Origin of the sequence: Pseudomonas sp. HR96, from assembly GCF_034059295.1 — a bacterium.
Taxonomy (GTDB): domain Bacteria; phylum Pseudomonadota; class Gammaproteobacteria; order Pseudomonadales; family Pseudomonadaceae; genus Aquipseudomonas.
This window is the reverse complement of record NZ_CP139141.1, coordinates 4,333,285-4,359,766: the sequence shown is the minus strand read 5'-3', so window position 1 is coordinate 4,359,766 and position 26,482 is coordinate 4,333,285. Positions and strand designations below refer to the sequence as shown.

Genomic DNA, 26,482 nt, shown 5'->3' with positions numbered 1-26,482 from the left:
ACAGCATGCAGTTAGTCTGGACTCACCTCAAGCGCTGGGGCCTGTCGGTCGTGCGCCAGTTCCGCTCGGCGATGCCGGTGCTGCTGGGGCTTGCCGTGGCCCTGGCGCTGCTTGGTATCTGGTGGCTGGGGCCGCATTGGCAGTGGCGGGATGAGCGGCCACTGGCCGAGCTCAGCATGCGGATGTTGGCCAGCGTACTGGTGCTGATGGTGCCGCTGCTGCTCTGGTCGCTGTCGCTGCGACACCGGCATGCGCAATTGCACCGTGAGCGCGAGCGTGCGGCGGCGGTGGTGGCCGATCCGGGTCTGGCGCATGTCAATGAACAGGAGCATTTCCTGGGGCGTCAGCTGCAGCGTCTTCTTGAACATCTGGGGGGGCGCCGGTCGTTGCATCGCTTGCCTTGGTACCTGATGCTCGGTGAATCGAACTCTGGCAAGAGCGCTTTGGTTGCCCTTGGGGCATCGGGTCTTCCGTTCACCGAACATGTCGCTGCAGACGAATCGCCAGTTGCCACCCAGGTTAGGTCGATTGAATGGTGGGTCGGCAGTGACGCCGTGCTGATCGATCCGCCAGGCCAGTTCGTTGTGCGAGGACCCGGCGCCACCGGTGCTCTCGGTGAGGAAATGACCGCGCCCGGTGCATCAGGTTTACCGGAAAACCTCGACGCTCGGTTATGGCGGAATCTTCTGCTGTGGCTAGGTCAGCATCGCAGTCAACGCCCTCTGAGTGGTGTGGTGGTGGTCATCAGTCTGCCCGACCTGTTGAACAAAACCATAGAGAAGCGCAGTGATCTTGCGCAACGATTGCGCGCTCGTTTGCGGGACCTGACTCTAGAGCTCGGCACGCAGTTACCGGTCTATGTGGTGTTGAGCCAGTTGGACCTCCTGGTCGGTTTCAAGGAATTGTTCGACCCATTGCCCGAGTCCTCCCGCGAGGCCGCAACAGGATTTAGTTTTGCTCTCGATTCGTCAGGTAATCTCGACGACTGGTTCAGAGCGTTCGATCAGCAACTTGATACTTTTGTAGGGGGGCTAGAAGATCGATTGATCGACGCGCAGCCCAGGGTGCCGACCCGAGCGGCGCGGCAGAATCTGCTATCGCTGCAGTGCTCGTTATCAGGGATGCGTGCCCTTCTGGTGGCTTTCCTAAGCGCAGTAATACGCAATGATCGCTTCACTACCCCGACCTTGTTACGGGGTGTCTACTTTTCTTCGGTGACCCAGCAGGGGACGTTGTCCAACCCTTATATCAAGGCTATTGCGAAAAACTACGATCTGCCGATCCAACCAAACGCCGTCAAACCCAAAGGCCCCGACTTCACCTACTTCACCCAGTCCCTCTTCCAGAAAGCCATCTACCCCGAAGCCGGCCTGGCAGGCGACAACATCAAGGTCGCCCGTCACAAGCGCCAGATACTCTTCGGCGGCTGTGCCGTGGCCAGCCTCGCGACCTTGCTGGCCACTGCCGGCTGGCACCACTACTTTGCCGCCAACCGCGACCAGGCCACCACGGTGCTGACCCGCAGTCAGGAGTTCGGCGTCAATGCCGTCGACACCCGTGAAGACGCCACCGGGCGCAATCTGCTCAGTTCGCTGGACCCGCTGCGCAGCGCCCTGGCGGTGTACGGCGATTACCGCGATGCCTGGCCGGGGGTCAGTGATTTCGGGTTGTATCAGGGACGGGTGATTGGCCCGACGGTCGACGAAGCCTACCTGAGCCTGCTTTCGCGAAGGTTTCTGCCGGCCATCGCCGCTGGCGTGATCGAGCAGATGGACGCTGCGCCCGCCGGCAGTGACGAGCAACTGGCGGCGCTGCGGGTGTATCGAATGATCGAGGATAAAGCCAACCGCCAGCCTGACCTGGTGCTGGACTGGATGGCCCGGCGCTGGCAGGCGGCGTACCCCGGCGAGGGCCAGTTGCAGGCTGGGCTGCGGCGCCATCTGGCCTACGCGCTGAAGTATGCCGATGCACAGCTGCCCGAGCATGCCGAGCGGGTCGCCGCCGTGCAGCAGCAGTTGCGGCAGATTCCCATGGCCCAGCGGGTCTACCTGAGCCTCAAGCAGCACGCCGCCGAGCAGTTGCACAAGGACCTGGACCTGCGCAACGAGATCGGGCCGGCGTTCGACGTGGTCTACTACTCGGCGCAGCCGCAGCTGATGAACCTTCCGGCGCTGCTGACCGCCAAGGGTTATCAAGAGTATTTCGAACCCCGCAGCGATGACCTTGCCCGCCTGGCCATCGTCGATCAATGGGTGCTGGGCGAGCGCCGGCAGCTCGACTATTCGGCGCAAGACCTCAAGACCCTGGCAGATCGCCTGCGCGGACTTTACAGCGCCGACTACATCGACAGCTGGCGCGGCGTGCTCAATCGGCTGACGGTGACCGATTTCAGTGATCTGACCCATGCGGTGGTGGTGCTCGAGGAAGTCACCGGGCCGACCGCTCCGCTGCGGCGCCTGCTGGAAACCGTTGGCGACAATGCCCACCTTTCCGCGCTGCCCGCGGCACTGGAGCTGACCGGGTTGGCGCCGCCTCCGGCTGCGCAACAGGTCGCGATCGAGCGCGAATTCGCCGGGCTGGTCAAGCTGCTGGAAGAGAAGGGCGACAAGCCGGCGTACTACGAGCAAGTACTGGGCACCATCAACGGTCTTTATGAATACGCCAAGGCGGTGCAGGACAGCCCCGACCGTGGCAAGGCGGCACTGGCTGCGGTGATGGCCCGCTTTGCTCTCAACAGCCCCGACCCCATCAGCGCGTTGCAACGTACGGCTGCCGGTTTGCCCGAACCGCTCAATCTGCAGGTGCGCAAGCTGGCCGACCAGACGGCGCAGGTGTTGATGGTCGAGGCGCTGCGTGAATTGGAGAAACGCTGGCACAGCGATGTCTACGGTTTCTATCAACAGCGACTGGCCGGGCGCTACCCGCTCAGTGCCAGCGGCAGCGACGCTTCGCTGGAGGACTTCGAAGCGTTTTTCGGGCCGCGAGGGCGTTTGCAGCAGTTTCAGGATCAGTACCTGAACCTGTTCGTGCGCGATAACCTCGACGCGCTGAAGAGCGTCAACCATGGCGGCTATCTGGTGCGCGGAGAAGTGCTGGACCAATTGCAGGCGGCCGAACGCATCCGCGAAACCTTTTTCGACAATCGCGGCGCGCTGGGCGTGCAATTCAGCCTGGAACCGCTGGGGCTCAGTGGCAACAAGCGCAGCAGCGTGCTGGCGCTGGACGGCCAGTTGATCCCCTACAGCCATGGGCCCAGCAACCGCATCGGATTGATCTGGCCCAACACCCTGACGGCCGGCCCGGGCAGCAAGCTGGCCCTGGTGCATGCTGCGGGCAACACCAGCAGCCTGGGGTTCCAGGGGCCATGGTCGCTGTTTCGATTGTTGAGCAGCGCGCAGCTGTATGGCCATACCGCCACCAGCGTGGACTTGAGCTTTCGCATCGGCGATGGCGTGATGCGCTATCGGGTGTCGGCGGAGAAGGCCTTGAACCCCTTTACCCTGCGGCCGTTCAAGGGGTTCGAGTTGCCGCGTACCCTGCTGCAAAGAGGCGAGTTGCAGGCTACCCGATAGCCCAGGCGGCTGCCTAGCGCGGCGGGCTGCGGATCAGTGACGACTGTCCCCCGCCGACATCGCCAGTAGCTGCTTCTCCTGGTTCCAGTCGAACGGCTCGTCGTTCTGCTCGGCCTCGTAGCGACGTTCTTCCAGTGCCTGGTAGAGGTCGATCTCGTCGTCGGGCATGAAGTGCAGGCAGTCGCCGGCAAAGAACCAGAGCAGGTCGCGCGGTACCAGGTGGGCGATCTGTGGGTAGCGCTGGATCACCTGGGTCAGCAGGTCCTGGCCCAGGTACTGGCTTTCCACCGGGTCGGTGGGCAGCAGGGCGAGCAGTTCATCGTAGCGTTCGAGGAACAGCTCGTGGCTTTCCTCGGGCACCTGCTCGGCTTCGCCCAGGGCAACCAGAATCCCGCGCAGGTGTTGCAGCAGGGCGATCTGGTGGTCGAGATAGGAGTTGGCCATGGAAGGTCCTCAACAAAGAAAAACAGGCGCGGGAGTATAAGTCCCGCGCCTGCCAATGTCCCTAACGAATCCGACCTTCGGCCAACTGCAGCTGCTCCTTGCTGAAGTCGTCGACATCGATGACCTTGCGCCGCGCAGCTTCGGCGTTGCGCAGGGTCTGCGCCTCGCCCGCCTGCAATACCCCGGCGTGCAAGGCCGCGTCAATGGCAGGCTCGCCTGCCGCCGGCACGAACTGGCCGGCGCGCAATGCACTGTGCAGCTTTTTATGCAGCGGTTGCGCGGCATCGAGCAGATCGCAGGCCTGCTGCAAGGCGCCGACCGAGTCTGCGGCGTCGGTCGGTCGATAGCAGCCGGCCAGCAGCTCTTCCAGGGTCGGGTCGCCTTTGGTACGGCCGAGCACGGCGGCGACTTCGGCGTCCAGACGGTCCGAAGGGCCCTTGTGCCGCCGCCCGAACGGGAACACCACCACGCGCAAGGCGGCGCCCATCACCGCGCTGGGGAAGTTGCGCAGGATGCCGTCCAGGGCGCTCTCGGCCTTGCCCAGGCTCTCTTCCATGGCCCAGCGCAGCAGCGGCTGCAGGTGCTCCGGCGCGTCGAGGTCGTGGTAGCGCTTGAGCGCGGCCGATGCCAGGTAGAGGTGGCTGAGCACGTCACCCAGGCGCGCCGACAGGCGTTCACGGCGTTTCAATTCGCCACCCAGCAGCATCATTGACAGGTCGGCAAGCAGGGCGAATGCGGCGCTCTGGCGGTTCAGCGCGCGGAAGTAGCCCTGGCTGACGCGATCGCCCGGGGCGTGCTCGAAGTGGCCGATGCCCAGGTTGAGCATCAGCGTGCTGGCGGCGTTGCCGACCGCGAAGCCGATGTGCTGCATCAGCACGGCGTCGAACTCTACCAGCGCCTGGGCGTGGTCCTCGCGGCTGGCCAAAGCCATTTCCTTGAGCACGAACGGATGGCAGCGAATCGCGCCCTGGCCGAAGATCATCAGGTTACGCGAGAGGATATTGGCGCCTTCGACGGTGATGAAGATCGGCGCGCCCTGCCAGTTGCGCCCCAGGTAGTTGTTCGGGCCCATGATGATGCCCTTGCCGCCGTGCACGTCCATGGCGTGAGTGATGCACTCGCGGCCGCGCTCGGTGAGGTGGTACTTGAGGATCGCCGACAATACCGAGGGCTTCTCGCCGAGGTCCACCGCGTTGGCGGTGAGCATGCGCGCGCTGTCCATCAGCCAGGCATTGCCGCCGATGCGTGCCAGCGCTTCCTGAATGCCCTCGAACGCCGCCAGGGGCACGTTGAACTGCTCGCGCACCCGCGCGTATTGGCCAGTGACCAGGCTGCTGTACTTGGCCGCGCCCGTGCCCACCGCCGGCAGGGAGATGGAGCGACCCACCGACAGGCAGTTCATCAGCATCATCCAGCCTTTGCCGAGCATGGCCTGGCCGCCGATCAGGAAGTCCAGCGGGATGAACACGTCCTTGCCCGAGTTGGGCCCGTTCATGAAGGCGGCGCCCAGCGGCAGATGGCGCTGGCCGATGACCACGCCCGGAGTGTCGGTGGGAATCAGCGCCAGGCTGATGCCCAGCTCATCCCGCTCGCCCAGCAGGTGTTCAGGGTCGTAGGCCTTGAACGCCAGCCCCAGCAGGGTGGCGATGGGGCCGAGGGTGATGTAGCGCTTTTCCCAGTTCAGGCGCAGGCCGATCACTTCCTCGCCCTGCCACTGGCCCTTGCACACCACCCCGGTGTCCGGCATGGCACCGGCGTCGGAGCCGGCCAGAGGGCCGGTCAGGGCGAAGCAGGGGATTTCTTCGCCGCGGGCCAGGCGCGGCAGGTAATGATCGCGTTGCGCCTGGGTGCCGTAATGCAGCAGCAATTCGGCCGGGCCCAGCGAGTTGGGGACCATCACGGTGGAGGCGAGGTCGCCGCTGCGTGTGGCCAGTTTCATCGCCACCTGGGAGTGGGCGTAGGCCGAGAAGCCCTTGCCGCCGTACTCCTTGGGGATGATCAGGGCGAAGAAACCGTTGTCCTTTATATGGGCCCAGGCGGCCGGAGGCAGGTCCATGTCCTGGCCGATCTGCCAGTCGCTGACCATGGCGCACAATGCCTCGGTGGGGCCGTCGATGAAGGCCTGCTCTTCGTCACTCAGGCGCATCTTCGGGTAGGCCAGCAGCTTGTGCCAATCGGGGCGGCCACTGAACAGCTCGCCGTCCCACCACACCGTGCCGGCGTCGATGGCTTCGCGTTCGGTCGGCGACATCGGCGGCAGGGTGCGCCGCACCCAGGCGAACAGGCGCGCGCTGAACAGGCTGCGGCGCAGGTCGGGCAGCAGCAGGGGCAGGGCAGCGGCCAGCAGGACCAGCCACAGCAACGTCATCAGCCAGCCAGGTGCGCGGCTGAACATGCCCATGGCCAGCAGGTAGACGGCAATGATACCCAGCGCCGGCAGTGCGGCGATTCGGCGATGGGCCAGCCAGGCGCTTCCCAGCACCAGCACCACGATCCACAACAACAGCATAGGGATTCCTCCAGGACTGGGCGCCGAGCGCGCCGCTGGGATAGTGACCCTGGCCCGTACCCGGAGTTCGCAGGCCATTGTGGACAAAAAGGCGCAAAAAAAAACGCCCGCGAGGGCCATCGCAGCGACCCTCGGAGTAGACTGCTCGGACAACTTCAAGGGAGTCGAACATGCTGAAGGTCTGGGGTCGGGTCAATTCTTCCAACGTGCGTAAAGTGTTGTGGTGTCTCGAAGAGCTCAAGCTGCCCTATGAGTCGATCGAAGCCGGCGGCGCGTTCGGCGTGGTCGATACGCCCGAATACCGCGCGTTGAACCCCAACGGTCGGGTCCCGTTGATCGACGACGATGGCTTCACCTTGTGGGAGTCCAACGCCATCGTGCGCTACCTGGCCGCGCGCCATGCCGCCGACAGCGCCTGGTACCCCAGCGACCCGCAGGCCCGTGCCCGCGCCGACCGCTGGATGGACTGGACCACCTCGACCTTGGCCGAGCCCTTCAAGCCGCTGTTCTGGGGCGTGCTGCGAACGCCCTCGGAGCAGCAGGACTGGGTCGCCATCAACGCCGCCCAGAAAACCTGCGCGCAACACCTGCTGGTGGCTGAGCAGGCGCTGGCCGAGCAGCCGTACCTGTCCGGCAGCGAGCTGGGCATGGGCGACATTCCGCTGGGCAGCTTCGCCTACGCCTGGTTCGAGATGCCCATCGAGCGCGCGCCGATGCCTCACCTGGAGGCCTGGTACGAGCGCCTGAAGGCGCGCCCCGCCTACCAAAAGGCGGTGATGACCGCGCTGACGTGATAGTCACTATCAATAGCCTTTGTTGTTCATGTGAATCATGAGCCAGCACCATCGGTCATAAGCTTATGCAATGACCGACCACCCTTATTCATGAACCTTCCTACCGGTATTGATTCTTTATGAGTTCTGCTCTGTCCATTCGGCAGCTGACCAAAACCTACGGCAACGGATTTCAGGCCCTCAGCGGCATCGACCTGGAAGTGGCCGAAGGTGACTTCTTCGCCTTGCTCGGCCCCAACGGCGCCGGCAAATCCACCACCATCGGCATCCTCTCGACCCTGGTGAACAAGACCAGCGGCAGCGTCGAAATCTTCGGCCATGATCTTGATCGCCAGCCTGCCGCGCTCAAGCGCAGCATTGGCGTGGTGCCCCAGGAGTTCAACTTCAACCAGTTCGAAAAGACCTTCGACATCGTCGTGACCCAGGCCGGCTATTACGGTATTCCCGCGAAGATTGCCCGGGAACGCGCCGAGCGCTACCTGACCCAGCTGGGCCTGTGGGACAAGCGCGATGTGCCTTCGCGTTCGCTCTCCGGGGGCATGAAACGCCGCCTGATGATCGCCCGCGCGCTGATCCACGAGCCGAAGTTGCTGATCCTCGATGAGCCGACGGCGGGTGTCGATATCGAATTGCGCCGCTCGATGTGGACCTTCCTCACCGAACTCAATCAGCAAGGCATCACCATCATTCTCACCACGCACTATCTGGAAGAGGCCGAGCAGTTGTGCCGCAACATCGGCATCATCGACCACGGCACCATTGTCGAGAACACCAGCATGCGCAACCTGCTCGGCAAGTTGCACGTCGAGACTTTCCTGCTCGACCTGAAACAGGACCTGGCGCAGGTGCCGGTATTGGCCGGTTATCCGAGCCGGCTGGTCGACCCGCGTACCCTGGAAGTGCAAGTGGACAAGGACGTCGGCATCACCGCGCTGTTCGGCCAGCTGGCCATGCAGCACATCGAGGTGACGAGCCTGCGCAACAAGACCAACCGACTTGAGGAGTTGTTCGTGTCACTGGTGGAGAAAAACTTGAGCAAGGTGGCGATATGAGTAGCGAGTTCCAATACAACCTGGTCGCCTTGAACACCATTGTCTATCGCGAAGTGCGTCGTTTCATGCGTATCTGGCCACAGACCTTGCTGCCCCCGGCCATTACCATGGTTCTGTACTTCGTGATCTTCGGCAACTTGATCGGTCGGCAGATCGGCGGCATGGGTGGCTTCAGCTACATGCAGTACATTGTGCCCGGCCTGATCATGATGTCGGTCATCACCAACTCCTACGGCAACGTGGTATCGAGCTTTTTCGGCAGCAAGTTCCAGCGCTCCATCGAGGAGTTGATGGTCTCGCCGGTGTCGCCACACACCATTCTGATCGGCTATGTCGTGGGCGGCGTGTTGCGCGGGTTGATGGTGGGCATCATTGTTACCTTGCTGTCGCTGTTCTTCACCGACCTGCAGGTCCATCACCTGGGCATCACGGTTATCGTGGTGCTGCTCACTGCGACGATCTTTTCCCTGCTGGGCTTCGTCAACGCGGTGTTCGCGCGCAACTTCGACGACATCTCGATCATTCCGACCTTCGTGCTGACGCCGCTGACCTACCTGGGTGGGGTGTTCTATTCCATCACCCTGTTGCCGCCGATCTGGCAGACCATTTCCCTGGCCAACCCGGTGCTGCACATGGTCAACGCCTTCCGCTACGGCATCCTCGGGGTGTCGGACATCAAGATCAGCACCGCGATCACCTTCATGGTGGTCGCCACCGTGGTGCTGTATATCGCCTGCGCCCGGCTGCTGGTCAGCGGCCGCGGCATGCGCACCTAACGGCGGCGCCGGCGCCAGCGCCGCACGACCCACCAGCGCCAGTACAGCAGCGTGGCCCCATAGGCCACGCCCGCCAGCAGTAAGCCGCTGAGCACTGAACCCAACACGAACGGCTGCCACAGCGTGGCCAGTTGGCTGCTCACCCATTCCCAACTCAGATGCTCGGGCAGCTCCCGTGGCGGCGTGCCCAGCAGCCACGCGCCTGCGCGGTAGGTCAGATAGAACAGCACCGGCATGGTCAGCGGGTTGGTCAGCCACACCAGGCTCACCGAGATCGCCAGGTTGGCGCGGCAGGCCACGGCCAGCAGGGCGGCGACCAGCATTTGCAGGGGAATCGGCAGGAACGCGCAGAAGACTCCCGAGGCCATGGCTCGCGACACCGAGTGACGGTTGAGGTGCCAGAGGTTGGGACGGTCAAGCAGGCCGCCGAGCAATAGTAACGACTTGTGCCCCCGCAGCCGCGAGGGATCGGGCAGGTAGCGTTTGAAAAGGCGACGTGGCATCGGGATAACGGGCCCCAGACGAAGGAGCGGGCCAGTATGCCGAGGTTTGACGAAAGTCTTGGTCAGAGTTTGTGACAATTAATGAGCGGCGTGACGCGGCGCTTCGGGTTATTTCTGGGCCTGAACACTCACCGGAAGAGTTTCCATGCGCTCAGGGATGATCGCGCTGGCGTTGGGCCTGGTGACCCTGCGCTGGCTGCCGGCGCTGCCGCCGGGTTGGTTGTTGCTCATGATTGCCCTGCTGGCCGGGGCCGCGTTGCTTTGCCGTTGGCCTGGGGTGGGCCTGTATCTGTCGGGCTTGTGCTGGGCCTGCCTGGCGGCGCACTGGGCCCTGGACGATCGCCTGTCACCTGGGCTCGATGGCCGCACGCTGTGGCTCGAAGGCGTCGTGGCAGGGCTGCCCGAGACCGGCGACGGGGTGGTGCGCTTCGAGCTGGTCCAGGCCACTTCGCGGCACGGGGCATTGCCTGCACGTCTACGCCTGAACTGGCGCGCGGCGCCGGCCTTGCACGCAGGGCAACGCTGGCGGCTGGCGGTGACGCTCAAGCGCCCCCGTGGCCAGGTCAACCCTGCCGGCTTCGACTACCAGGCCTGGCTGCTGGCCCGTGGGGCTGGCGCCACCGGCAGCGTCAAGGCGGGGCAGCAGCTGAGCGCGCCGCAACCCGGCTGGCGCGAGGCGCTGCGCCAGCGCCTGCTGCAGGTCGACAGCCAGGGCCGGGAGGGCACTCTGGCGGCGCTGGTACTGGGCGACAAATCGGCCGTCTCGCGGCAGGACTGGCAGACGGTGCAGGCCACCGGTACCGTGCATCTGCTGGTCATCTCCGGCCAGCACATCGGCCTGCTGGCCGGCTTGCTCTATGGCCTGGTGGCCGGGCTGGCGCGGCTTGGCGCCTGGCCCCTGCGCCTGCCCTGGCTACCCTGCGCCTGCGCCCTGGCCATGCTCGGTGCCCTGGCCTACGGTTGGCTGGCCGACTTCCAGGTGCCAGTGCGCCGTGCCTGTCTGATGCTGGCGTTGGTGCTGTGCTGGCGCCTGCGCTACCGCCAGTTGGCCATCGGCTGGCCGCTACTGGTGGCCTTTGTCGTGGTGCTGCTGCTCGACCCGCTGGCCAGCTTGCAGTCGGGCTTCTGGCTGTCGTTCGCGGCGGTAGCGGTCTTGCTGCTGGTGTTCGCCGGACGGCTCGGCGGCTGGCGCTGGTGGCAGGCCTGGACCCGCGCCCAATGGCTGATCGCAATCGGCCTGCTGCCCGGGTTGCTGGCCCTGGCGCTGCCGGTCAGCCCCAGCGCGCCGCTGGCCAACCTGCTGGCGGTGCCCTGGATCAGCCTGCTGGTGTTACCGCTTGCCCTGCTCGGTACGGCCTTGCTCGGCCTGTGGCCAGTGCTGGGTGAAGCGCTGCTGTGGCTGGCCGGCGGCCTGCTGAACCTGCTGTTCGCTGTTCTCGAACGCCTGGGCGGGGCGTTGCCGCCTTGGCACTCGGGCGAGCGGTCCGCTTGGCTATTGGTGCTGATCGGCCTGGGTGCCTTGCTGCTGCTGTTGCCGGCGGGGGTGCCGTTGCGCGTCCTCGGTTGGCCCTTGCTATTGCTGGCTGTACTGCCCCCGCGAAACCTGGTGCCGCCGGGCGAGGTGGAGGTCTGGCAGCTGGACGTCGGCCAGGGCCTGGCGCTTGTCCTGCGCACCCGGCATCACAGTCTGGTCTATGACGCAGGTCCTGCTGCTGCGGGCGAGCGCGTGCTGCTGCCGGTGCTGCGCACCCTGGGGGTCGAGCGGCTCGACCTGCTCATCCTCAGCCATGCCCACGCCGACCACGCCGGTGGCGCGCTGTCTCTGGCTCGCGGCCTGCCCGTCTCGCGCACCCTGGCCGGAGAACCTCTGGCCATGGAGCCTGAGCTGCAGGCCCAGGCCTGCCGCAGCGGCCAGCGCTGGCAGTGGGACGGCGTCGAGTTCGCGCTGTGGCAATGGCAGGGGGCGACAGACAGCAATTCGGCGTCCTGCGTACTGCACGTACGCGCGCAAAGCGGCGAAGCCTTGCTGCTGGGCGGCGATATCGAAGCGGCGGCCGAGCGCGCGCTGCACGCCAGCGGTATCGACGTCGCCGCGCACTGGCTGCAGGCTCCCCATCACGGCAGCCGCACGTCCTCCACCGCGCCGCTGCTGGAGGCGGTGCGGCCTGCGGCGGTGCTGATCTCCCGTGGTTACGGCAACGGTTTCGGTCATCCCCACCCACAGGTTAGCGCGCGCTTTCACGCATTGGGCATCCGCCAATACGACACCGCGCTGCACGGCGCCATCCGTGTGCAGTTGGGGCGGTTCGGCGAGCCGTTCTACCAGCGGCAGCAGCGACGCTTCTGGCGTGATGACGATGTGCCAGCCCCGTAACCCGGCCTTCGACGTAGCAAACCCCTATGGTAGAGTGACGGACTTTTTCGAGGGGGTTGGCACTGTGTGGGAACTGGTCAAATCGGGCGGCTGGATGATGCTGCCGATCATCTTGAGCTCTATCGCAGCACTGGCAATCACCGCCGAACGTCTCTGGACCCTGCGCACCAGCCGGGTTTCTCCACCGCAACTGCTCAGCCAGGTGTGGCGCTGGCTGAAGGACAAACAGCTGAACAAGGAGCGGCTCAAGGAGCTGCGCACCGACTCGCCCCTGGGTGAAATCCTCGCCGCAGGCCTGGCCAATTCCAGGCACGGCCGCGAAGTCATGAAGGAAAGCATCGAAGAGGCCGCCTCGCGGGTGGTCCACGAGATGGAGCGTTACCTCAGCACCCTCGGCACCATCGCCGCCATGGCGCCGCTGCTCGGCCTGCTGGGTACGGTGATCGGCATGATCGATATCTTCAGCTCGTTCATGGGCACCGACATGACCAGCAACCCCGCCGTGTTGGCCGGTGGTATCTCCAAGGCGCTGGTGACCACCGCCTCGGGCTTGATCGTGGCCATTCCCGCACTGTTCTTCCACCGTCTGCTGCAACGGCGCATCGATGACCTGGTGGTGGGCATGGAGCAGGAGGCGATCAAGCTGGTTGAAGTGGTCCAGGGCGAACGTGATCTTGATCAAGTCGAGGACAAAGCGTGAAGTTTCGCCGCAGATCCCGGGAAAACATCGAGCTCAACCTGGTCTCGCTGATCGACGTGGTGTTCGTCCTGCTGCTGTTTTTCGTGGTCACCACCACGTTCACCCGGCAGACCCAGCTGCGCGTCGAGCTGCCCCAGGCGGTTAGCGGGACGCCCGAGCAGAACGCCAACCCGAAGAAGCTCGACATCGCCATCAGTGCCGAAGGCGTGTATTCGCTGAACAACAAGCTGCTGCCCAAGAGTGACCTGGCCACCCTGATCGACGCCCTGAAAAACGAATCGGCCGGCGATACCAGCCTGCCGCTGTCGATCAGCGCCGATGGCAAGACCCCCCACCAGGCGGTGATCACTGCCATGGACGCGGCGGGCAAGCTGGGCTTCAGTCGCCTGAGCATGACCACCATCGAGGCGCGCAGCGGCAACTGATGGCGGCTCCCCAGACGCGCTTGGCCAACCGACTGCTCGACGCCTGGTACCGCGGCCACCCGGCCCTGTGCCTGCTGCGTCCGCTGGAGTGCCTGTACCGAAGGATCGTCACGCGCAAGCGCGAACGCTTCCTGGCCGGGCAGGGCGACATTTACCGCGCCCCGGTGCCCGTGGTGGTGGTGGGCAACATCACCGTCGGCGGCACCGGAAAGACGCCGATGATTCTCTGGCTGATCGAGCATTGCCAGCGCCGCGGCCTGCGCGTCGGCGTGGTCAGCCGCGGCTACGGCGCCAGCCCGCCGTCATTGCCCTGGCGGGTGCGTGCCGACCAGCCGGCCAGCTGCGCCGGTGACGAGCCGCTGGTGATCGTGCAGCGTACTGGCGTGGCCTTGATGATCGACCCCGATCGCAGCCGCGCCGTCCGTGAGTTGCTGGCCAGTGAACCACTGGACATCATCCTGTCGGATGACGGCATGCAGCACTATCGCCTGGCCCGCGACCTTGAATTGCTGCTGATCGACGCCGCCCGCGGCCTGGGCAACGGCCGCTGCCTGCCCGCCGGGCCGCTGCGCGAGCCGGCCGAACGGCTGGCCAGTGTCGATGCGCTGTTGTACAACGGTGCCACCCACGATCGCGAGCGCGGCTATGGCTTCACCCTGCAACCCACCGCGCTGGTCAACCTGGCCAGCGGCGAGCGCCGCCCGCTCGCCCATTTCGCGGCGGGCCAGGCGCTGCACGCGGTGGCCGGCATCGGCAACCCGCAGCGTTTCTTCGACACCCTGCAAGCGTTACACTGGCAGCCTGTAGCCCATCCCTTTGCCGACCACGCCGAGTACACGGCCCAGGTGCTGAACTTCAGCCCGCCGCTGCCGCTGGTGATGACCGAAAAGGATGCGGTCAAATGTGTCAGCTTCGCCGTGCCAGACTGGTGGTACCTGGCCGTCGACGCCGCGCCGTCGCCGGCCTTCGTCGCTTGGCTGGACTCGCAACTCGATCGCCTGATGCGCTGACCCTCGTGCGGCGCCGTTGCTTTCTCAAGGAATACCCATGGACACCAAACTGCTCGACATCCTCGCTTGCCCGATCTGCAAGGGCCCGCTCAAACTCAACGCCGACAAGACCGAGCTGATCAGCAAAGGCGCAGGCCTGGCCTACCCGATCCGCGACGGTATTCCGGTGATGCTGGAAACCGAAGCGCGCACCCTGACCGACGACGAGCGCCTGGAAAAATGACCAGCGCCTTCACCGTGGTGATTCCCGCGCGCTTCGCTTCCAGCCGCCTGCCGGGCAAGCCGCTGCAACTGATTGCCGGCAAGCCCATGGTGCAGTGGGTGTGGGAGCAGGCGCGCAAGAGCAGCGCCAGCCGGGTGGTGGTGGCCACCGACGATGCACGCATTGTCCAGGCCTGCCAGGCCTTCGGCGCCGAGGTGCTGATGACCCGCGTCGAGCACAATTCCGGCACCGATCGCCTGGCTGAAGTGGCCACGGCCCTGGGCCTGGCGGCCGACGCCATCGTGGTCAACGTGCAGGGCGATGAGCCGTTGATCCCGCCAGTGGTGATCGATCAGGTCGCCCGCAATCTGGCGGCCCACGTCGAGGCGGGCATGGCCACCCTGGCCGAGCCGATCGAGAAGGTGGCCGCGCTGTTCAACCCCAACATCGTCAAGGTCAGCACCGACCAGAACGGCCTGGCCCTGACCTTCAGCCGCGCGCCGTTGCCCTGGGCGCGGGATGATTTCGCCCGCGACCGCGAGCAGCTGCCCGCCGGGGTACCTTATCGTCGCCATATCGGCATCTACGCCTATCGGGCCGGCTTCCTTCAGGATTTCGTCGGTTGGGGCCCGTGCTGGCTGGAAACCTGCGAAAGCCTGGAGCAGTTGCGCGCGCTGTGGCACGGCGTGCGCATTCACGTGGCCGACGCCATCGAGGCACCACCCACCGGCGTCGACACCCCGGAAGATCTGGAGCGCGTGCGGCGCCTGCTGGCCGTCTGATGCGTATCCTCTTCGTCTGCCTGGGTAACATCTGCCGCTCGCCCACAGCCGAGGGCGTGCTGCGCCATCAGCTGCAGCTGGCCGGGCTGGCCACGCAAGTGGAGGTCGCTTCGGCCGGCACCGGCGACTGGCACGTCGGCAAGCCACCGGATTCGCGCACCCTCAAGGCCGCTGCGCGCCGCGGCTATGACTTTTCGGCGCAACGCGCGCAGCAGGTCAGCGCTGGCGACTTCGCCGCCTATGACCTGATCCTGGCCATGGATCAGAGCAACCTGCGCGACCTCGAGCGGCTGCGGCCGGCCCACGCGAGGGCGCAGCTGGATCTGTTCCTGCGCCGCTACGAGGGCGCGGTGGACGAGGTACCCGATCCTTATTATGAAGGCGAGCAAGGCTTCGAACAGGTACTGGACCTGATCGAGGCGGCCTGCAGCGAGCTGGTACGTGAAATAAAAGGAAGGCTATGAGTCTGCAGTTGCAACCTGATGTGTCGCTGAAGCCGTTCAACACCTTCGGCATCGACGTGCGCGCCGACTGGCTGGTGCAAGCCAGCAGCCAGGCGCAGATCGTCGAAGCCCTGGCCGTGGCCCAGGCCCGGCAATGGCCGGTGCTGGTGATCGGCGGCGGCAGCAACCTGCTGCTCGCCGGCGACATCCCGGGGCTGGTGCTGCGCGTGGCCACCCGCGGCATTCGCCTGCTCGACGATGACGGTGAGCGGGTGGTGGTCGAGGCCGAAGCCGGCGAACCCTGGCATGGTTTCGTCCTGCACACCCTTGGGCTGGGCCTGGCGGGCCTGGAAAACCTCAGTCTGATTCCCGGCACCGTGGGAGCCGCGCCGATGCAGAACATCGGTGCCTATGGCGTGGAGATCCAGGACCTGTTCGCCGGGCTCACCGCCCTCGATCGACACAGCGGCGAGACCCGCCAGTTCAGCCTGCAAGACTGCCGCTTCGGCTACCGTGACAGCGTGTTCAAGCAGGAGCCCGGGCGCTGGCTGATCCTGCGCGTGCGCTTCGCCCTGCAACGCACCGCGCACTTGCGCCTGGACTACGGCCCGGTGCGCCAGCGCCTGGCCGAGCTGGGCATCGCCGAGCCGACCGCCAGCGACGTCAGTGCGGCCATCTGCAGCATCCGCCGGGAAAAATTGCCCGATCCTGCCGAGCTCGGCAATGCTGGCAGCTTTTTCAAGAATCCACTGGTCGACGCCGCCCAGGCCGAGGCCTTGCGGCTCGACTACCCCGGATTGGTGGCTTATCCACAGGCCGACGGCCGAGTCAAGCTGGCGGCGGGCTGGCTTATCGAGCAGGCGGGCTGGAAAGGCCATCGCAAAGGAGACGCCGGCGTGCATCGCCTGCAATCTCTGGTGCTGGTCAACTATGGCCAGGCCAGTGGCGCGCAGATCCAGCAGCTGGCCCAGGCCATTCAGGCGGATATCCTGCGGCGCTTTGGCGTGCAGCTGGAAATGGAGCCGAATCTTTATCCACAGCAGTAGGGTGCGCGAGCAGGCAGCGAACTGTTGGCCTGCCGCGCCGGTCTCAAGCCTTATTCATTGAAATGGAGCGCTTGTGATGGACAGCGTCGATCTCAACGTCCTGAAAAGCGTCCTGCAATGGCAGCAAGCCGGCCATGGCGTGGTCCTGTACAGCGTGGCGCAGACCTGGGGCACCGCGCCGCGGCCACCCGGCGCGATGCTGGCGCTGCGTGACGACGGCGTCGTCATCGGCTCGGTGTCGGGCGGTTGCATCGAAGACGACCTGATCGAACGCCTGCGAGACGGCCGCCTGCGGCGTGGCTCGCCGGTGGAATTGATCACCTACGGCGTCAGCCGCGAGGAGGCGGCGCGGTTCGGCCTGCCCTGTGGCGGCACGCTGCGCCTGACCCAGGAGTGGGTCGACGACGGCGCCTGGGTCGAGGAGCTGCTGCAACGCTGCGCCGACCACCTGCTGGTCGCCCGAGAACTGGACCTGCACACCGGTGCGGTGACCCTGCACCCGGCCGAGCGCGGCGACGTCCTGAGCTTCGACGAGCACCGTCTGCGCGCGATCTACGGGCCGCGCTGGCGACTGCTGTTGATCGGCGCCGGGCAGCTGTCGCGCTACGTCGCGGAGATGGCGCGCATGCTGGATTTCGAGGTGCTGATCTGCGACCCGCGCGAGGAGTTTAGCCACGGCTGGGAACACCGCGAGGCGCGTTTCGTGCCAGGAATGCCGGACGACGCCGTGTTGGCGATCCAGCCTGACGAGCGCACGGCCATCGTCGCCCTGACCCACGACCCGCGCCTGGACGACATGGCCCTGCTGACCGCGCTCGACTCTCGTGCCTTCTACGTCGGCGCCCTGGGTTCGCGGGTCAACAGCGAGAAGCGTCGCGGCAACCTGCGCGAGCTGGGGCTGAGCAGCGGGGCCATCGAGCGCCTGCACGGCCCTATCGGTATTCCCATTGGCAGTCACACCCCGGCGGAGATTGCCCTGTCCTTGCTGGCCGAGATCGTGGCGCTGAAAAATGGAGTGGCGCTGCGATGAGTTGCACGGCTGTGATACTGGCTGCCGGACATGGTAGGCGTTTTCGCGAGGCGGCCGGCAGCGGCCGCGACAAGTTGCTGGAGCCTTGCGTGGGGCTCGATGGCGTGTCGCGGCCCGTGCTGCAGCAGGTCCTGCGCAACGTCGCCAAGGCAGGCCTGCGCTGCCTGGTGGTGACCCGTGCCAACGTCCCCGAGCGGGCCGCATTGGTGCGCGCGGCGGGGCTGGAGTTGCTGCTGATCGATTCCGACGGCATGGGCGACAGCCTGGCGGCGGCGGTGCAGGCCAGTGCGGGCAGCGAGGGCTGGCTGGTGGTGCTGGGCGACATGCCCTGGGTGCTGCCCGAGACCCTGCGTGCAGTAGCCGATGATATCGCCGCGGGGACCGTCAGTGTGCCGATGAGTGCGCGGGGCAGGGGGCATCCGGTGGGGTTCGGGCGTGAATTCGCTGCGCGGTTGCTGGCGTTGTCAGGGGACCAGGGCGGCCGGCGCCTGATGACTGCCGACACTGTGCGCGAGCTCTGGGTGGAGGATCAGGGAATCTATCGGGACGTGGATCTGCCAGGAGATCTTTGACGTCAAACCTGCCCCTCGGCGGCTTTTGCTTTTAAATCCATCCGCGCATGAAAAAGCCCCCGCTACCAGAAGGTAGCGGGGGCTTTTTCATTGCCTTGGCGGTCAGTCGTGCTGTTTGGGCTCGACCTCGGCCTGGGCTTGCTGCTGGGCGGCCAGCAGGCGGGCAGCTTCTTCGGCTTCGCGTTTGCGACGACGCACTTCACGTGGGTCGTTTGGCGCACGGCCGTTGCTGCCTACCACCGGTGCCGGGTCGACCGGCGTAGAGACGGCTTCGCTCGGCTGAACCACGACGGGTTCGAAGGCCGCCGCAGGGGCGATCTCGACCACGTGGGGGGCGGCTGGCTGGGCCTCGACGAACTGGCCGTCTTCGGCAGCCGGCGCAGGCTCGGCAGGCGCGGCGTACACCGTCTCGGCCTCGGCGGCGTGGATGTGCTCCGGCGCGCTGACCGGGGCGGCTTCCACGACCGGCTGAGCGGCTTGCTCGGCGGCAACTTCCTGGGGCTGATGAGCCACATAAGGCTGCTCGACGACCGGCTGCTCGACCGCTGGCAGCTCCGCCACGGCAGGGGCTTGCACGGCTGGCTCTTCAACGACCGGCTGTTCGAAAGCCTGCTGCTCGATGGACTCTTCCACCACCGACGTCGAGTGGCTGACCACGATCTCGGCCTGCGCGGCTTCGATCACTGCTTCATGTGCAGCCGCTTCATGTGCAGCTGTTTCACGGGCAGGAGCTTGGACATCAGCGGGTGCTTCGACTGCCGGCTGCGGCGCTTCGAAGGTGGTTTCGGCTTCGGGCGTATGGTGGAACTCCATTGGCGCCTGGGCAGGGGCTGCAACGATTTCCGGGCTGGCCAGCTCGCCTGCAAAGGCCGCAGCCTCTACCGCCGGGCTAGGTGCAACCGGGCTCGCTTCGGCGCTTTCCTGCAGCGAAGCGTTGGCACGCTCGGCTTGCTGGTGAGCCTGGGCTTCGGCTTGCGCGCTGATGGCGCCTTCCACGACGACCGCAGCGACGATGGCAGGGGCTTCGCTGCCAGGCTGGGTTTCGCCGGCTTCTTCGCCCTGCGACCCTTCGGCGCCTTCCGAGCCTTCGATCACGTTGCCGTCGGCATCGCGTTGACGCTCACGACGGTTGCTGCGGCGACGCTGGCCACGGGAGCGGCGGCGTGGGCGATCGCCCTCGTTGCCGTCCTGGCTGTCGTCCTGGCTGTTGTCCAGTTGCTCGTCCTGAGTCAGCGCTTCATCGGCTTCCAGCGTCTCGGTCGGCTCTTCGCTGCGCGGTTGACGTTCTTCACGCGGTGGGCGCGGCTGGCGCTCTTCACGAGGTTCGCGCGGCGCACGCTCTTCACGCACCGCACGTTCTTCACGAGGCGCGCGATCTTCGCGCGCAGCACGCTCTTCACGAGCAGCACGCTCTTCACGAGCAACGCGCTCTTCACGAGGAGCACGCTCGGCGCGCTCTTCGGCGGCCGTGGCAGCGGCTACGGCAGCGATCGCCGGGGCAATGGCGTCCAGCGGTTCACGCAGTTCGCGGACACGTTCCACACGCTCGTCACCACCGCGCGGGCGGCGTTCGTTGCGCGGTGCACGCTCTTCGCGCGGTGCACGTGGCGCGCGCTCTTCACGGGCGGCCGGTGCAGCGCTGTCGTCACGCAGTTCACGCGGCGCACGCTCTTCACGAGGGGCGCGCTCTTCACGCGGCGCACGTTCTTCACGAGGTGCCCGGTCTTCACGAGGGGCACGTTCTTCGCGTGGCTTGCGCTCTTCGTCGCGACGGCTGCTGTTGCGGTTGCGGCTCTGCTGACGACCGTTGCGGCGCTCTTCGTTGCGCGGGGTGCGTTCGGCAGCGACCGGCTTCTCGACCGGGGCCGGGGCCGCGACAGGCTCTTCCTTGCTGGCGAACAGGCTCACCAGCGACTTCACCAGGCCCTTGAACAGGCTTGGCTCGGCCAGCTGCGCGGCCGGTGCGACCGGTGCTGGCACCGGCGCTTCGACGGTGGCCGGAACCGGTGCGGCGGTGCGCGCCGGAGCGGTTTTCACGGCAGCTTCCTGACGCACCAGGGTACGGGTGGCGGCAGCCGGCTGGACTTCTTCGATCTCGGCCGCAGCGGCGGCGATTTCGTAGCTGGACTGGTTGTTGGCGGCTTCCGGACTGTCGTCACGCAGGCGCTGCACTTCGAAGTGCGGCGTTTCCAGGTGATCGTTCGGCAGGATGACGATGCGCGCACGGGTGCGCAGTTCGATCTTGGTGATCGAGTTGCGTTTTTCGTTGAGCAGGAAGGCCGCGACCGGGATCGGCACCTGAGCACGCACCTCGGCGGTACGGTCTTTCAGGGCTTCCTCTTCGATCAGGCGCAGGATCGCCAGCGACAGCGATTCAACGTCGCGGATGATGCCGGTACCATTGCAGCGTGGGCAGACGATACCGCTGCTTTCGCCCAGTGATGGGCGCAGGCGTTGACGGGACATTTCCAGCAGGCCGAAACGCGAGATGCGGCCGATCTGCACGCGGGCACGGTCGGCTTCCAGGCTCTCGCGGACCTTCTCTTCCACGGCGCGCTGGTTCTTGGCCGGGGTCATGTCGATGAAGTCGATGACGATCAGGCCGCCGATGTCGCGCAGGCGCAATTGACGAGCGATTTCTTCGGCCGCTTCGAGGTTGGTCTGCAGGGCGGTTTCTTCGATGTCGCTACCCTTGGTAGCGCGCGCCGAGTTGATGTCGATGGACACCAGGGCCTCGGTCGGATCGATGACAATGGAGCCGCCGGAAGGCAGTTCGACCACGCGCTGGAAAGCGGTCTCGATCTGGCTTTCGATCTGGAAGCGGTTGAACAGCGGCACGCTGTCTTCGTACAGCTTGATCTTGCTGGCGTACTGCGGCATCACCTGGCGGATGAAGGTCAGGGCTTCGTCCTGGGCTTCGACGCTGTCGATCAGCACCTCGCCGATGTCCTGGCGCAGGTAGTCGCGGATGGCGCGGATGATCACGTTGCTTTCCTGGTAGATCAGGAAAGGCGCGGAGCGGTCCAGGGAGGCTTCCTTGATCGCGGTCCACAGCTGCAGCAGGTAGTCGAGGTCCCACTGCATTTCTTCGCTGCTGCGGCCAAGGCCGGCAGTACGCACGATCAGCCCCATGTCGGCCGGAGCCACCAGACCGTTGAGGGCTTCACGCAGTTCGTTGCGCTCTTCACCTTCGATGCGGCGCGAGATGCCACCGGCACGCGGGTTGTTTGGCATCAGAACCAGGTAGCGGCCGGCCAGGCTGATGAAGGTGGTCAGAGCCGCGCCCTTGTTGCCACGTTCTTCTTTTTCTACCTGAACGATGACTTCCTGGCCTTCGCTCAGGACTTCCTTGATGTTCACCCGGCCTTCGGGCGACTTCTTGAAGTATTCGCGGGAGATTTCCTTGAGAGGCAGGAAGCCATGGCGCTCGGAGCCGAAGTCGACGAAAGCGGCTTCAAGGCTGGGCTCGATGCGAGTGATGCGGCCTTTGTAGATGTTGGCCTTTTTCTGCTCGCGGGCACCGGACTCGATGTCCAGGTCGTAGAGGCGCTGGCCGTCTACCAGTGCCACACGCAACTCTTCGGGTTGCGTGGCGTTAATCAGCATTCTTTTCATGTAGTACCGTCGGTTTCCGGGCTGCCGGAAACAGCGTTCGGCACACACGACTTCTCACGGTCGGTGTCAGGTGCGTCAGGAGTGGCGTGACCACTTCAGTGTCTAGCGAGGCTCGGCCAGTGGGGCCGTTGTCGCGACGACGCGTCCTGCTTGCTGTGGTGTCAAAAGCACTCAGTCAGGAGGAGGAATCAACCGTCGGTTGCCAACACCGTCAGGCGTCTTGAACTGGACCGGGGGTAGTCTCGCAAAGGCCCGTGGCCACTTGCCGAGAGAACGCCATACAACAGGGTCCGACGATTGTGCATCTCCACCCTACACGTATCCCTGATAATTCGGGTGCTGCCGCGCGCTGTATCCGCAACGGGTTGGCATTAGCGGGCGTTCCGTTCGGGAGCGCTCGCGTTGTGGCTAAGGCTCTATGTTTCCGAAGTATTCGCCGAACGTAGCGAGAACGAACGCGCGGAGGAGGTGGCTTCGAAACATCGCAGGAAGCCAAAGGGCGTGCTGCGCTGTTCGGACTTCTCTCGTCTGCGCTGATTACGTTTGCAATCGCTGCGTAAACTGGCAAAAACCCCGTCGGACGGCCTCGCGTCCTCTTGAATTGCGTTGGAAAGTGCCGGTCTACTACCGGCTGACCGCTGGCCTGTTGTCCGCTCCGTTACGAGCAAGGCACGGCGGGTCCGCTTCCCAGCCGCTTTTGGCGGCGTTCGCGACTATAACAGTAATCATTAAGTGCTTCAAATCCATAAAAAATTGTTATCATCTGCGGCATGACGACTACGACACCCCCTACCTCCGGCGTTCAGCTGATCGAGGTAGCGCCGGAACTTGCCGGCCAACGCATTGATAACTTTCTTATTACCGCGCTCAAAGGCGTGCCGAAGACGCTTGTCTATCGCATCCTGCGTAAAGGCGAAGTGCGGGTCAATAAAGGTCGGATCAAGCCGGAATACAAACTGCAGGCCGGCGATATCATTCGTGTACCGCCGGTGCGCCTGCCCGAGCGCGACGAGCCGGTGCCAGTGGCCCAGGGCCTGCTGCAGCGCCTGGAGGCCGCCATCGTCTACGAAGACAAGGCGCTGATCGTGCTCAACAAACCGGCCGGTATTGCCGTGCATGGCGGCAGCGGGTTGAGCTTTGGCGTGATCGAAGCCTTTCGTCAGTTGCGCCCCGATGCCAAGGAGCTGGAGCTGGTGCACCGCCTGGACCGCGACACCTCCGGGCTGCTGATGATCGCGAAAAAACGCAGCATGCTGCGCCACCTGCACGCCGCGCTGCGCGGTGATGGCGTCGACAAGCGCTACATGGCGCTGGTGCGCGGGCATTGGGCGACGGCCAAGAAGCAGGTCAACGCGCCACTGCAGAAGAGCAACCTGCGCTCCGGCGAGCGCATGGTTGAAATCAATGAAGAGGGCAAGGAAGCCTTGACCCTGTTCAAGGTGCTGCGCCGTTTCGGCGACTTCGCTACCATCGTCGAGGCGCGGCCGATCACTGGCCGTACCCACCAGATTCGCGTGCACGCGCTGCACGCCGGGCATGAAATCGCCGGCGACAGCAAGTACGGTGACGAGAACTTCAGCAAGGAAATTCGCGACCTGGGCGGCAAGCGCCTGTTCCTGCATGCCTATGCCCTGACCGTGCCGCTGCCCGATGGCGGCGAACTCAAGGTCGAGGCGCCGGTGGATGAAATGTGGGCCAAGACCGTGGAGCGCTTGAGTGCCAGCTGACTACGACTTGCTGATCTTCGACTGGGACGGCACCCTCAGCGACTCCATTGGCCGTATCGTCGAAGCCATGAAGCTGGCCGCCTTGCGCAGCGAGCAGCCGGTGCGCGACGACGATTCGGTCAAGGGCATCATCGGCCTGGGCCTGCCGGAAGCCATCCGCACCCTTTACCCGCAGATCGACGACGAGCAAGTGGCGGTCTTTCGCCAGCACTATGCCGAGTGCTACATGGCGCTCGATCGCGAGCCGTCGCAGCTGTTCGAAGGCGTCGCCGAGTCGCTGGAAGCCTTCAAGGTGGCCGGCTACCAGATGGCCGTGGCCACCGGCAAGGCGCGCCGCGGGCTGGATCGGGTGCTCAAGGCGCATGGCTGGGAAAACTACTTCCACATCACCCGCGGTGCCGACGAGGCGCGCAGCAAGCCTGACCCCTTGATGCTCGAACAGATCCTGCAACACTGCGGGGTCAAGCCGGAGCGCGCGCTGATGGTCGGCGACTCGGCTTTCGACCTGCAGATGGCGCGCAACGCCGGCATGGATTCGGTGGCGGTCGGCTATGGCGCGCTGCCGCTCGACGCGCTGCGCGAATATCAGCCGGTGCTGGCGGTCGAACGCTTCAGCGAGCTGGCCGACTGGCTGGCGCGTCGATAACTCTCTTTCTAGGCTTTTGGGGTAGCGATAATGTCGGATGAATGGAAAGCACCGCGTGCCAGCGACGAGCCACGAGGCGAGGACGCCCGGAGCTGGAAGCTGCTGGAAAAAACCCTGCTCGCCAGCGTGCAGGAGCAGCGCCGCTCGCGGCGTTGGGGCATCTTTTTCAAGGTGCTGACCTTCATCTACCTGTTCGGCCTGCTGTTCATGTTCCTGCCGATGCTGAAGATGGAGAAAAGCGCCGGGCTGGGTGACAACTACACCGCGCTGATCGAGATCCGCGGCATGATCGCCGACAAGGAATCGGCCAGCGCCGACAACATCGTCGGCAGCCTGCGCGCCGCCTTCGATGACAAGAAGGTCAAGGGCATCGTCCTGCGCATCAACAGCGGCGGGGGCAGCCCGGTACAGGCCGGTTACGTGTGGGACGAGATCAAGCGCTTGCGCGGGCTGCACCCGGACATCAAGGTGTATGCGGTGATCAGCGATATCGGCGCCTCCGGTGCCTATTACATCGCCAGCGCGGCCGACCAGATCTACGCCGACAAGGCCAGCCTGGTGGGGTCCATCGGCGTCACTGCGGCCGGCTACGGCTTCGTCGGCACTATGGAAAAGCTTGGTGTCGAGCGCCGCGCCTATACCTCGGGCGAGCACAAGTCCTTCCTTGATCCGTTCCAGCCAGCCAAGCCGGATGAAACCGCGTTCTGGCAGGGCGTGCTGGACAACACCCACAATCAGTTCATCGATGTCGTGAAGAAGGGGCGTGGCGACCGCCTGAAGTTCAAGGACCACCCGGAGCTGTTCTCCGGCCTGATCTGGAACGGCGAGCAGGCCTTGCAGCTGGGCCTGATCGACGGTCTGGGCAATGCGAGCTCGGTGGCGCGCGATGTGGTCGGCGAGAAGGAACTGGTCGACTTCACCGTCGAGGAGTCGCCGTTCGACCGGTTCTCCAAGAAGCTGGGCACCAGCGTGGCCGATCAGTTGGCGATGTGGATGGGCTTCACCGGGCCGGCCTTGCGCTGAGCCGGTTGCAGGACCGGGCAAGCCCGGTCCTATAACACCGCCACTCCTTCGGCCAGCAGCATATCCACCAGCCGAATCAGCGGCAGCCCGACCAGGCTCGTGGCATCCACTCCTTCGGTGCGCTGGAACAGGCTCACACCCAACCCTTCGGCCTTGAAGCTGCCAGCGCAGTCATACGGCTGCTCGGCGTGCAGATAGTGCTCGACTTGCGCCTGGCTCAACCGGCGCATATGTACAGTAAACGCCACCACGTCGACCTGGCAGCGGCCGCTGGCACTGTTCAGCAAGGCCAGGCCGGTCAGGAAGCTGACGCTGCGCCCGCTGGCTGCAAGCAATTGCTCGCGAGCCTTTTCGAAGCAGTGCGGTTTACCCAGTACCTGGTCACCGAGCACCGCGACCTGGTCCGAGCCAATGATGAGATGCGCGCCATGGGTGCCTGCCAGCGCCTCGGCCTTTTGCCGCGCCAGTCGGCTGACCAGGGCCTGCGCTGTTTCCCCCGGCAGGCGGCTTTCGTCGATGTCCGGCGAGGCGCACTCGAACGGCAGGCGCAAACGATTTAGCAGTTCGCGCCGGTAGGGCGAGCTGGAAGCAAGCAGCAAGGTGGGCATTTAAAGAGGCTCCCGATGATGAACGGCAATGCTAACACGCTGTACAGGCCCGAATTTCCTTTGACAGGCGAAGGGGGCATCCCTAGAATGCTGCGCCTATGTTGAATGACCCGATTCCACCTCACGTTGACCCGCGCAAATTGGCAGATCGTGGCGTAACCCTCGAAGGTTCGCTGCCCTTGGCCGATTTGGAGAGACTCTGCGACCCGCTTTCCGACGACGTCGGGACGGTGCAGGCCAAATTCGTTTTCGAACGAGACGAACGAAAAGCCGTGGTTATCCACAGCTCGCTGGACGTCGAAGTCAAAATGGTTTGTCAGCGTTGTCTTGAGCTGGTCACCCTGCCGATCCACAGCGAATGCAGTTACGCGGTGGTGAAGGAGGGTGCGAATACCCAGTCGTTACCGAAAGGTTATGACGTGCTGGAACTGGGCGAAGATCCTTTGGATCTGCAGGCTTTGATCGAGGAGGAGCTGTTGCTCGCCTTGCCCATTGTGCCTGCTCATCATCCGGAAGAATGCCAGCAGCCGGCGGGAGCAGATGAGCCCGAACCGAGCGAGGACGAGGTAACGCGGTCCAACCCGTTCAGTGTTTTGGCGCAGTTAAAGCGTGACCCAAACGTTTAGGAG

At 64.9% G+C, this 26,482-nt stretch carries 23 protein-coding genes; 18 read left to right on the top strand and 5 right to left on the bottom strand.

Annotated elements, in window-relative coordinates:
• The first annotated feature begins 5 nt into the window (after positions 1 to 5).
• Positions 6 to 3,572: a type VI secretion system membrane subunit TssM gene (gene tssM, locus SFA35_RS19440; protein WP_320572146.1), complete on the top strand. Its 3,567-nt coding sequence runs from the start codon at positions 6 to 8 to the stop codon at positions 3,570 to 3,572.
• Positions 3,573 to 3,605: 33 nt separating this feature from the next.
• Here tssM and SFA35_RS19435 read toward each other — a convergent pair whose 3' ends face one another.
• Together SFA35_RS19435 and SFA35_RS19430 are read right to left on the bottom strand one after the other, a co-directional pair.
• The gene (locus tag SFA35_RS19435; RefSeq protein WP_320572145.1) at positions 3,606 to 4,016 is read right to left on the bottom strand and encodes a PA2817 family protein; all 411 of its coding nucleotides are present in this window, start codon (positions 4,014 to 4,016) and stop codon (positions 3,606 to 3,608) included.
• A gap of 61 nt (positions 4,017 to 4,077) precedes the next feature.
• On the bottom strand, positions 4,078 to 6,525 hold the full coding sequence (locus tag SFA35_RS19430) for an acyl-CoA dehydrogenase (RefSeq protein WP_320572144.1): 2,448 nt from the start codon (positions 6,523 to 6,525) through the stop codon (positions 4,078 to 4,080).
• Between the two features lie 170 nt (positions 6,526 to 6,695).
• Between SFA35_RS19430 and SFA35_RS19425 the strand changes: the two genes are divergently transcribed.
• The 3 genes from SFA35_RS19425 to SFA35_RS19415 all read left to right on the top strand — a co-directional run bounded on the left by SFA35_RS19425 (position 6,696) and on the right by SFA35_RS19415 (position 9,147).
• Positions 6,696 to 7,319: a glutathione S-transferase gene (locus SFA35_RS19425; RefSeq protein WP_320572143.1), complete on the top strand. Its 624-nt coding sequence runs from the start codon at positions 6,696 to 6,698 to the stop codon at positions 7,317 to 7,319.
• 119 nt (positions 7,320 to 7,438) lie between these two features.
• Positions 7,439 to 8,371 (top strand): ABC transporter ATP-binding protein, encoded by a 933-nt coding sequence (locus SFA35_RS19420; RefSeq protein ID WP_320572142.1) that lies wholly within the window; start codon positions 7,439 to 7,441, stop codon positions 8,369 to 8,371.
• Entirely contained in the window at positions 8,368 to 9,147 is a 780-nt protein-coding gene (locus SFA35_RS19415; protein ID WP_320572141.1) for an ABC transporter permease, read from the top strand. The genes SFA35_RS19420 and SFA35_RS19415 overlap by 4 nt, the downstream gene beginning before the upstream one ends.
• Here the strand turns inward: SFA35_RS19415 and SFA35_RS19410 are convergent.
• Positions 9,144 to 9,650, bottom strand: a complete 507-nt coding sequence (locus SFA35_RS19410; RefSeq protein WP_320572140.1) for a DUF2062 domain-containing protein — start codon at positions 9,648 to 9,650, stop codon at positions 9,144 to 9,146. The two genes, SFA35_RS19415 and SFA35_RS19410, sit on opposite strands and share 4 nt — an antisense overlap.
• A gap of 145 nt (positions 9,651 to 9,795) precedes the next feature.
• Here SFA35_RS19410 and SFA35_RS19405 point away from each other — a divergent pair, with 145 nt between their 5' ends.
• From SFA35_RS19405 to SFA35_RS19360, 10 genes are all read left to right on the top strand, one after another.
• Positions 9,796 to 12,024, top strand: coding sequence for a DNA internalization-related competence protein ComEC/Rec2 (locus SFA35_RS19405; RefSeq protein WP_320572139.1), 2,229 nt, complete (start codon positions 9,796 to 9,798; stop codon positions 12,022 to 12,024).
• Positions 12,025 to 12,058: 34 nt separating this feature from the next.
• Positions 12,059 to 12,724, top strand: coding sequence for a MotA/TolQ/ExbB proton channel family protein (locus SFA35_RS19400; protein ID WP_320579125.1), 666 nt, complete (start codon positions 12,059 to 12,061; stop codon positions 12,722 to 12,724).
• Positions 12,721 to 13,149, top strand: coding sequence for a biopolymer transporter ExbD (locus SFA35_RS19395; RefSeq protein WP_320572138.1), 429 nt, complete (start codon positions 12,721 to 12,723; stop codon positions 13,147 to 13,149). Before SFA35_RS19400 ends, SFA35_RS19395 begins: the two co-directional genes overlap by 4 nt.
• Complete coding sequence (gene lpxK / locus SFA35_RS19390) at positions 13,149 to 14,159, top strand: tetraacyldisaccharide 4'-kinase (protein ID WP_320572137.1); 1,011 nt, start codon at positions 13,149 to 13,151, stop codon at positions 14,157 to 14,159. The genes SFA35_RS19395 and lpxK overlap by 1 nt, the downstream gene beginning before the upstream one ends.
• 37 nt (positions 14,160 to 14,196) lie before the next feature.
• Positions 14,197 to 14,382, top strand: a complete 186-nt coding sequence (locus SFA35_RS19385; protein WP_320572136.1) for a Trm112 family protein — start codon at positions 14,197 to 14,199, stop codon at positions 14,380 to 14,382.
• Positions 14,379 to 15,143 carry a 3-deoxy-manno-octulosonate cytidylyltransferase gene (gene kdsB / locus SFA35_RS19380; RefSeq protein ID WP_320572135.1) on the top strand — a complete coding sequence of 255 codons (765 nt, stop codon included), beginning with the start codon at positions 14,379 to 14,381 and terminating at the stop codon, positions 15,141 to 15,143. The genes SFA35_RS19385 and kdsB overlap by 4 nt, the downstream gene beginning before the upstream one ends.
• Positions 15,143 to 15,607, top strand: coding sequence for a low molecular weight protein-tyrosine-phosphatase (locus tag SFA35_RS19375; protein WP_320572134.1), 465 nt, complete (start codon positions 15,143 to 15,145; stop codon positions 15,605 to 15,607). The genes kdsB and SFA35_RS19375 overlap by 1 nt, the downstream gene beginning before the upstream one ends.
• Positions 15,604 to 16,632 carry a UDP-N-acetylmuramate dehydrogenase gene (gene murB / locus SFA35_RS19370; protein ID WP_320572133.1) on the top strand — a complete coding sequence of 343 codons (1,029 nt, stop codon included), beginning with the start codon at positions 15,604 to 15,606 and terminating at the stop codon, positions 16,630 to 16,632. Before SFA35_RS19375 ends, murB begins: the two co-directional genes overlap by 4 nt.
• Positions 16,633 to 16,708: 76 nt before the next feature.
• Complete coding sequence (locus SFA35_RS19365) at positions 16,709 to 17,662, top strand: XdhC family protein (RefSeq protein WP_320572132.1); 954 nt, start codon at positions 16,709 to 16,711, stop codon at positions 17,660 to 17,662.
• Complete coding sequence (locus SFA35_RS19360; protein ID WP_320572131.1) at positions 17,659 to 18,234, top strand: nucleotidyltransferase family protein; 576 nt, start codon at positions 17,659 to 17,661, stop codon at positions 18,232 to 18,234. The genes SFA35_RS19365 and SFA35_RS19360 overlap by 4 nt, the downstream gene beginning before the upstream one ends.
• 102 nt (positions 18,235 to 18,336) lie before the next feature.
• Here SFA35_RS19360 and rne read toward each other — a convergent pair whose 3' ends face one another.
• Positions 18,337 to 21,849, bottom strand: a complete 3,513-nt coding sequence (gene rne, locus SFA35_RS19355; RefSeq protein WP_320572130.1) for a ribonuclease E — start codon at positions 21,847 to 21,849, stop codon at positions 18,337 to 18,339.
• Positions 21,850 to 22,619: 770 nt separating this feature from the next.
• Here rne and rluC point away from each other — a divergent pair.
• From rluC to SFA35_RS19340, 3 genes are read left to right on the top strand one after another with little or no spacing between them, the layout of a single operon-like run.
• Positions 22,620 to 23,576 (top strand): 23S rRNA pseudouridine(955/2504/2580) synthase RluC, encoded by a 957-nt coding sequence (gene rluC / locus SFA35_RS19350; RefSeq protein ID WP_320572129.1) that lies wholly within the window; start codon positions 22,620 to 22,622, stop codon positions 23,574 to 23,576.
• Positions 23,566 to 24,222: an HAD-IA family hydrolase gene (locus SFA35_RS19345; protein WP_320572128.1), complete on the top strand. Its 657-nt coding sequence runs from the start codon at positions 23,566 to 23,568 to the stop codon at positions 24,220 to 24,222. The genes rluC and SFA35_RS19345 overlap by 11 nt, the downstream gene beginning before the upstream one ends.
• Before the next feature lie 30 nt (positions 24,223 to 24,252).
• On the top strand, positions 24,253 to 25,245 hold the full coding sequence (locus SFA35_RS19340) for a S49 family peptidase (protein WP_320572127.1): 993 nt from the start codon (positions 24,253 to 24,255) through the stop codon (positions 25,243 to 25,245).
• A 29-nt stretch (positions 25,246 to 25,274) separates the two neighbouring features.
• Here the strand turns inward: SFA35_RS19340 and SFA35_RS19335 are convergent, their stop codons facing one another.
• On the bottom strand, positions 25,275 to 25,853 hold the full coding sequence (locus tag SFA35_RS19335) for a nucleoside triphosphate pyrophosphatase (RefSeq protein ID WP_320572126.1): 579 nt from the start codon (positions 25,851 to 25,853) through the stop codon (positions 25,275 to 25,277).
• A gap of 98 nt (positions 25,854 to 25,951) precedes the next feature.
• On the opposite strand from SFA35_RS19335, the gene SFA35_RS19330 reads away from it, so the two are divergent.
• A complete protein-coding gene (locus SFA35_RS19330; protein ID WP_320572125.1) occupies positions 25,952 to 26,479 on the top strand; it encodes a YceD family protein in 528 nt (175 codons plus the stop codon).
• Positions 26,480 to 26,482 lie beyond the last annotated feature (3 nt).

Coding starts and splice junctions, on each gene's coding strand:
- SFA35_RS19425 (WP_320572143.1), top strand. CDS start 6,696: ATGCTGAAGGTCTGGGGTCGGGTCAATTCTTCCAACGTGCGTAAAGTG.
- SFA35_RS19430 (WP_320572144.1), bottom strand. CDS start 6,525: ATGCTGTTGTTGTGGATCGTGGTGCTGGTGCTGGGAAGCGCCTGGCTG.
- SFA35_RS19385 (WP_320572136.1), top strand. CDS start 14,197: ATGGACACCAAACTGCTCGACATCCTCGCTTGCCCGATCTGCAAGGGC.
- SFA35_RS19335 (WP_320572126.1), bottom strand. CDS start 25,853: ATGCCCACCTTGCTGCTTGCTTCCAGCTCGCCCTACCGGCGCGAACTG.
- rne (WP_320572130.1), bottom strand. CDS start 21,849: ATGAAAAGAATGCTGATTAACGCCACGCAACCCGAAGAGTTGCGTGTG.
- SFA35_RS19410 (WP_320572140.1), bottom strand. CDS start 9,650: ATGCCACGTCGCCTTTTCAAACGCTACCTGCCCGATCCCTCGCGGCTG.
- SFA35_RS19415 (WP_320572141.1), top strand. CDS start 8,368: ATGAGTAGCGAGTTCCAATACAACCTGGTCGCCTTGAACACCATTGTC.
- SFA35_RS19435 (WP_320572145.1), bottom strand. CDS start 4,016: ATGGCCAACTCCTATCTCGACCACCAGATCGCCCTGCTGCAACACCTG.
- SFA35_RS19340 (WP_320572127.1), top strand. CDS start 24,253: ATGTCGGATGAATGGAAAGCACCGCGTGCCAGCGACGAGCCACGAGGC.
- SFA35_RS19405 (WP_320572139.1), top strand. CDS start 9,796: ATGCGCTCAGGGATGATCGCGCTGGCGTTGGGCCTGGTGACCCTGCGC.
- SFA35_RS19330 (WP_320572125.1), top strand. CDS start 25,952: ATGTTGAATGACCCGATTCCACCTCACGTTGACCCGCGCAAATTGGCA.
- SFA35_RS19375 (WP_320572134.1), top strand. CDS start 15,143: ATGCGTATCCTCTTCGTCTGCCTGGGTAACATCTGCCGCTCGCCCACA.
- SFA35_RS19360 (WP_320572131.1), top strand. CDS start 17,659: ATGAGTTGCACGGCTGTGATACTGGCTGCCGGACATGGTAGGCGTTTT.
- lpxK (WP_320572137.1), top strand. CDS start 13,149: ATGGCGGCTCCCCAGACGCGCTTGGCCAACCGACTGCTCGACGCCTGG.
- murB (WP_320572133.1), top strand. CDS start 15,604: ATGAGTCTGCAGTTGCAACCTGATGTGTCGCTGAAGCCGTTCAACACC.
- rluC (WP_320572129.1), top strand. CDS start 22,620: ATGACGACTACGACACCCCCTACCTCCGGCGTTCAGCTGATCGAGGTA.
- tssM (WP_320572146.1), top strand. CDS start 6: ATGCAGTTAGTCTGGACTCACCTCAAGCGCTGGGGCCTGTCGGTCGTG.
- SFA35_RS19420 (WP_320572142.1), top strand. CDS start 7,439: ATGAGTTCTGCTCTGTCCATTCGGCAGCTGACCAAAACCTACGGCAAC.
- kdsB (WP_320572135.1), top strand. CDS start 14,379: ATGACCAGCGCCTTCACCGTGGTGATTCCCGCGCGCTTCGCTTCCAGC.
- SFA35_RS19365 (WP_320572132.1), top strand. CDS start 16,709: ATGGACAGCGTCGATCTCAACGTCCTGAAAAGCGTCCTGCAATGGCAG.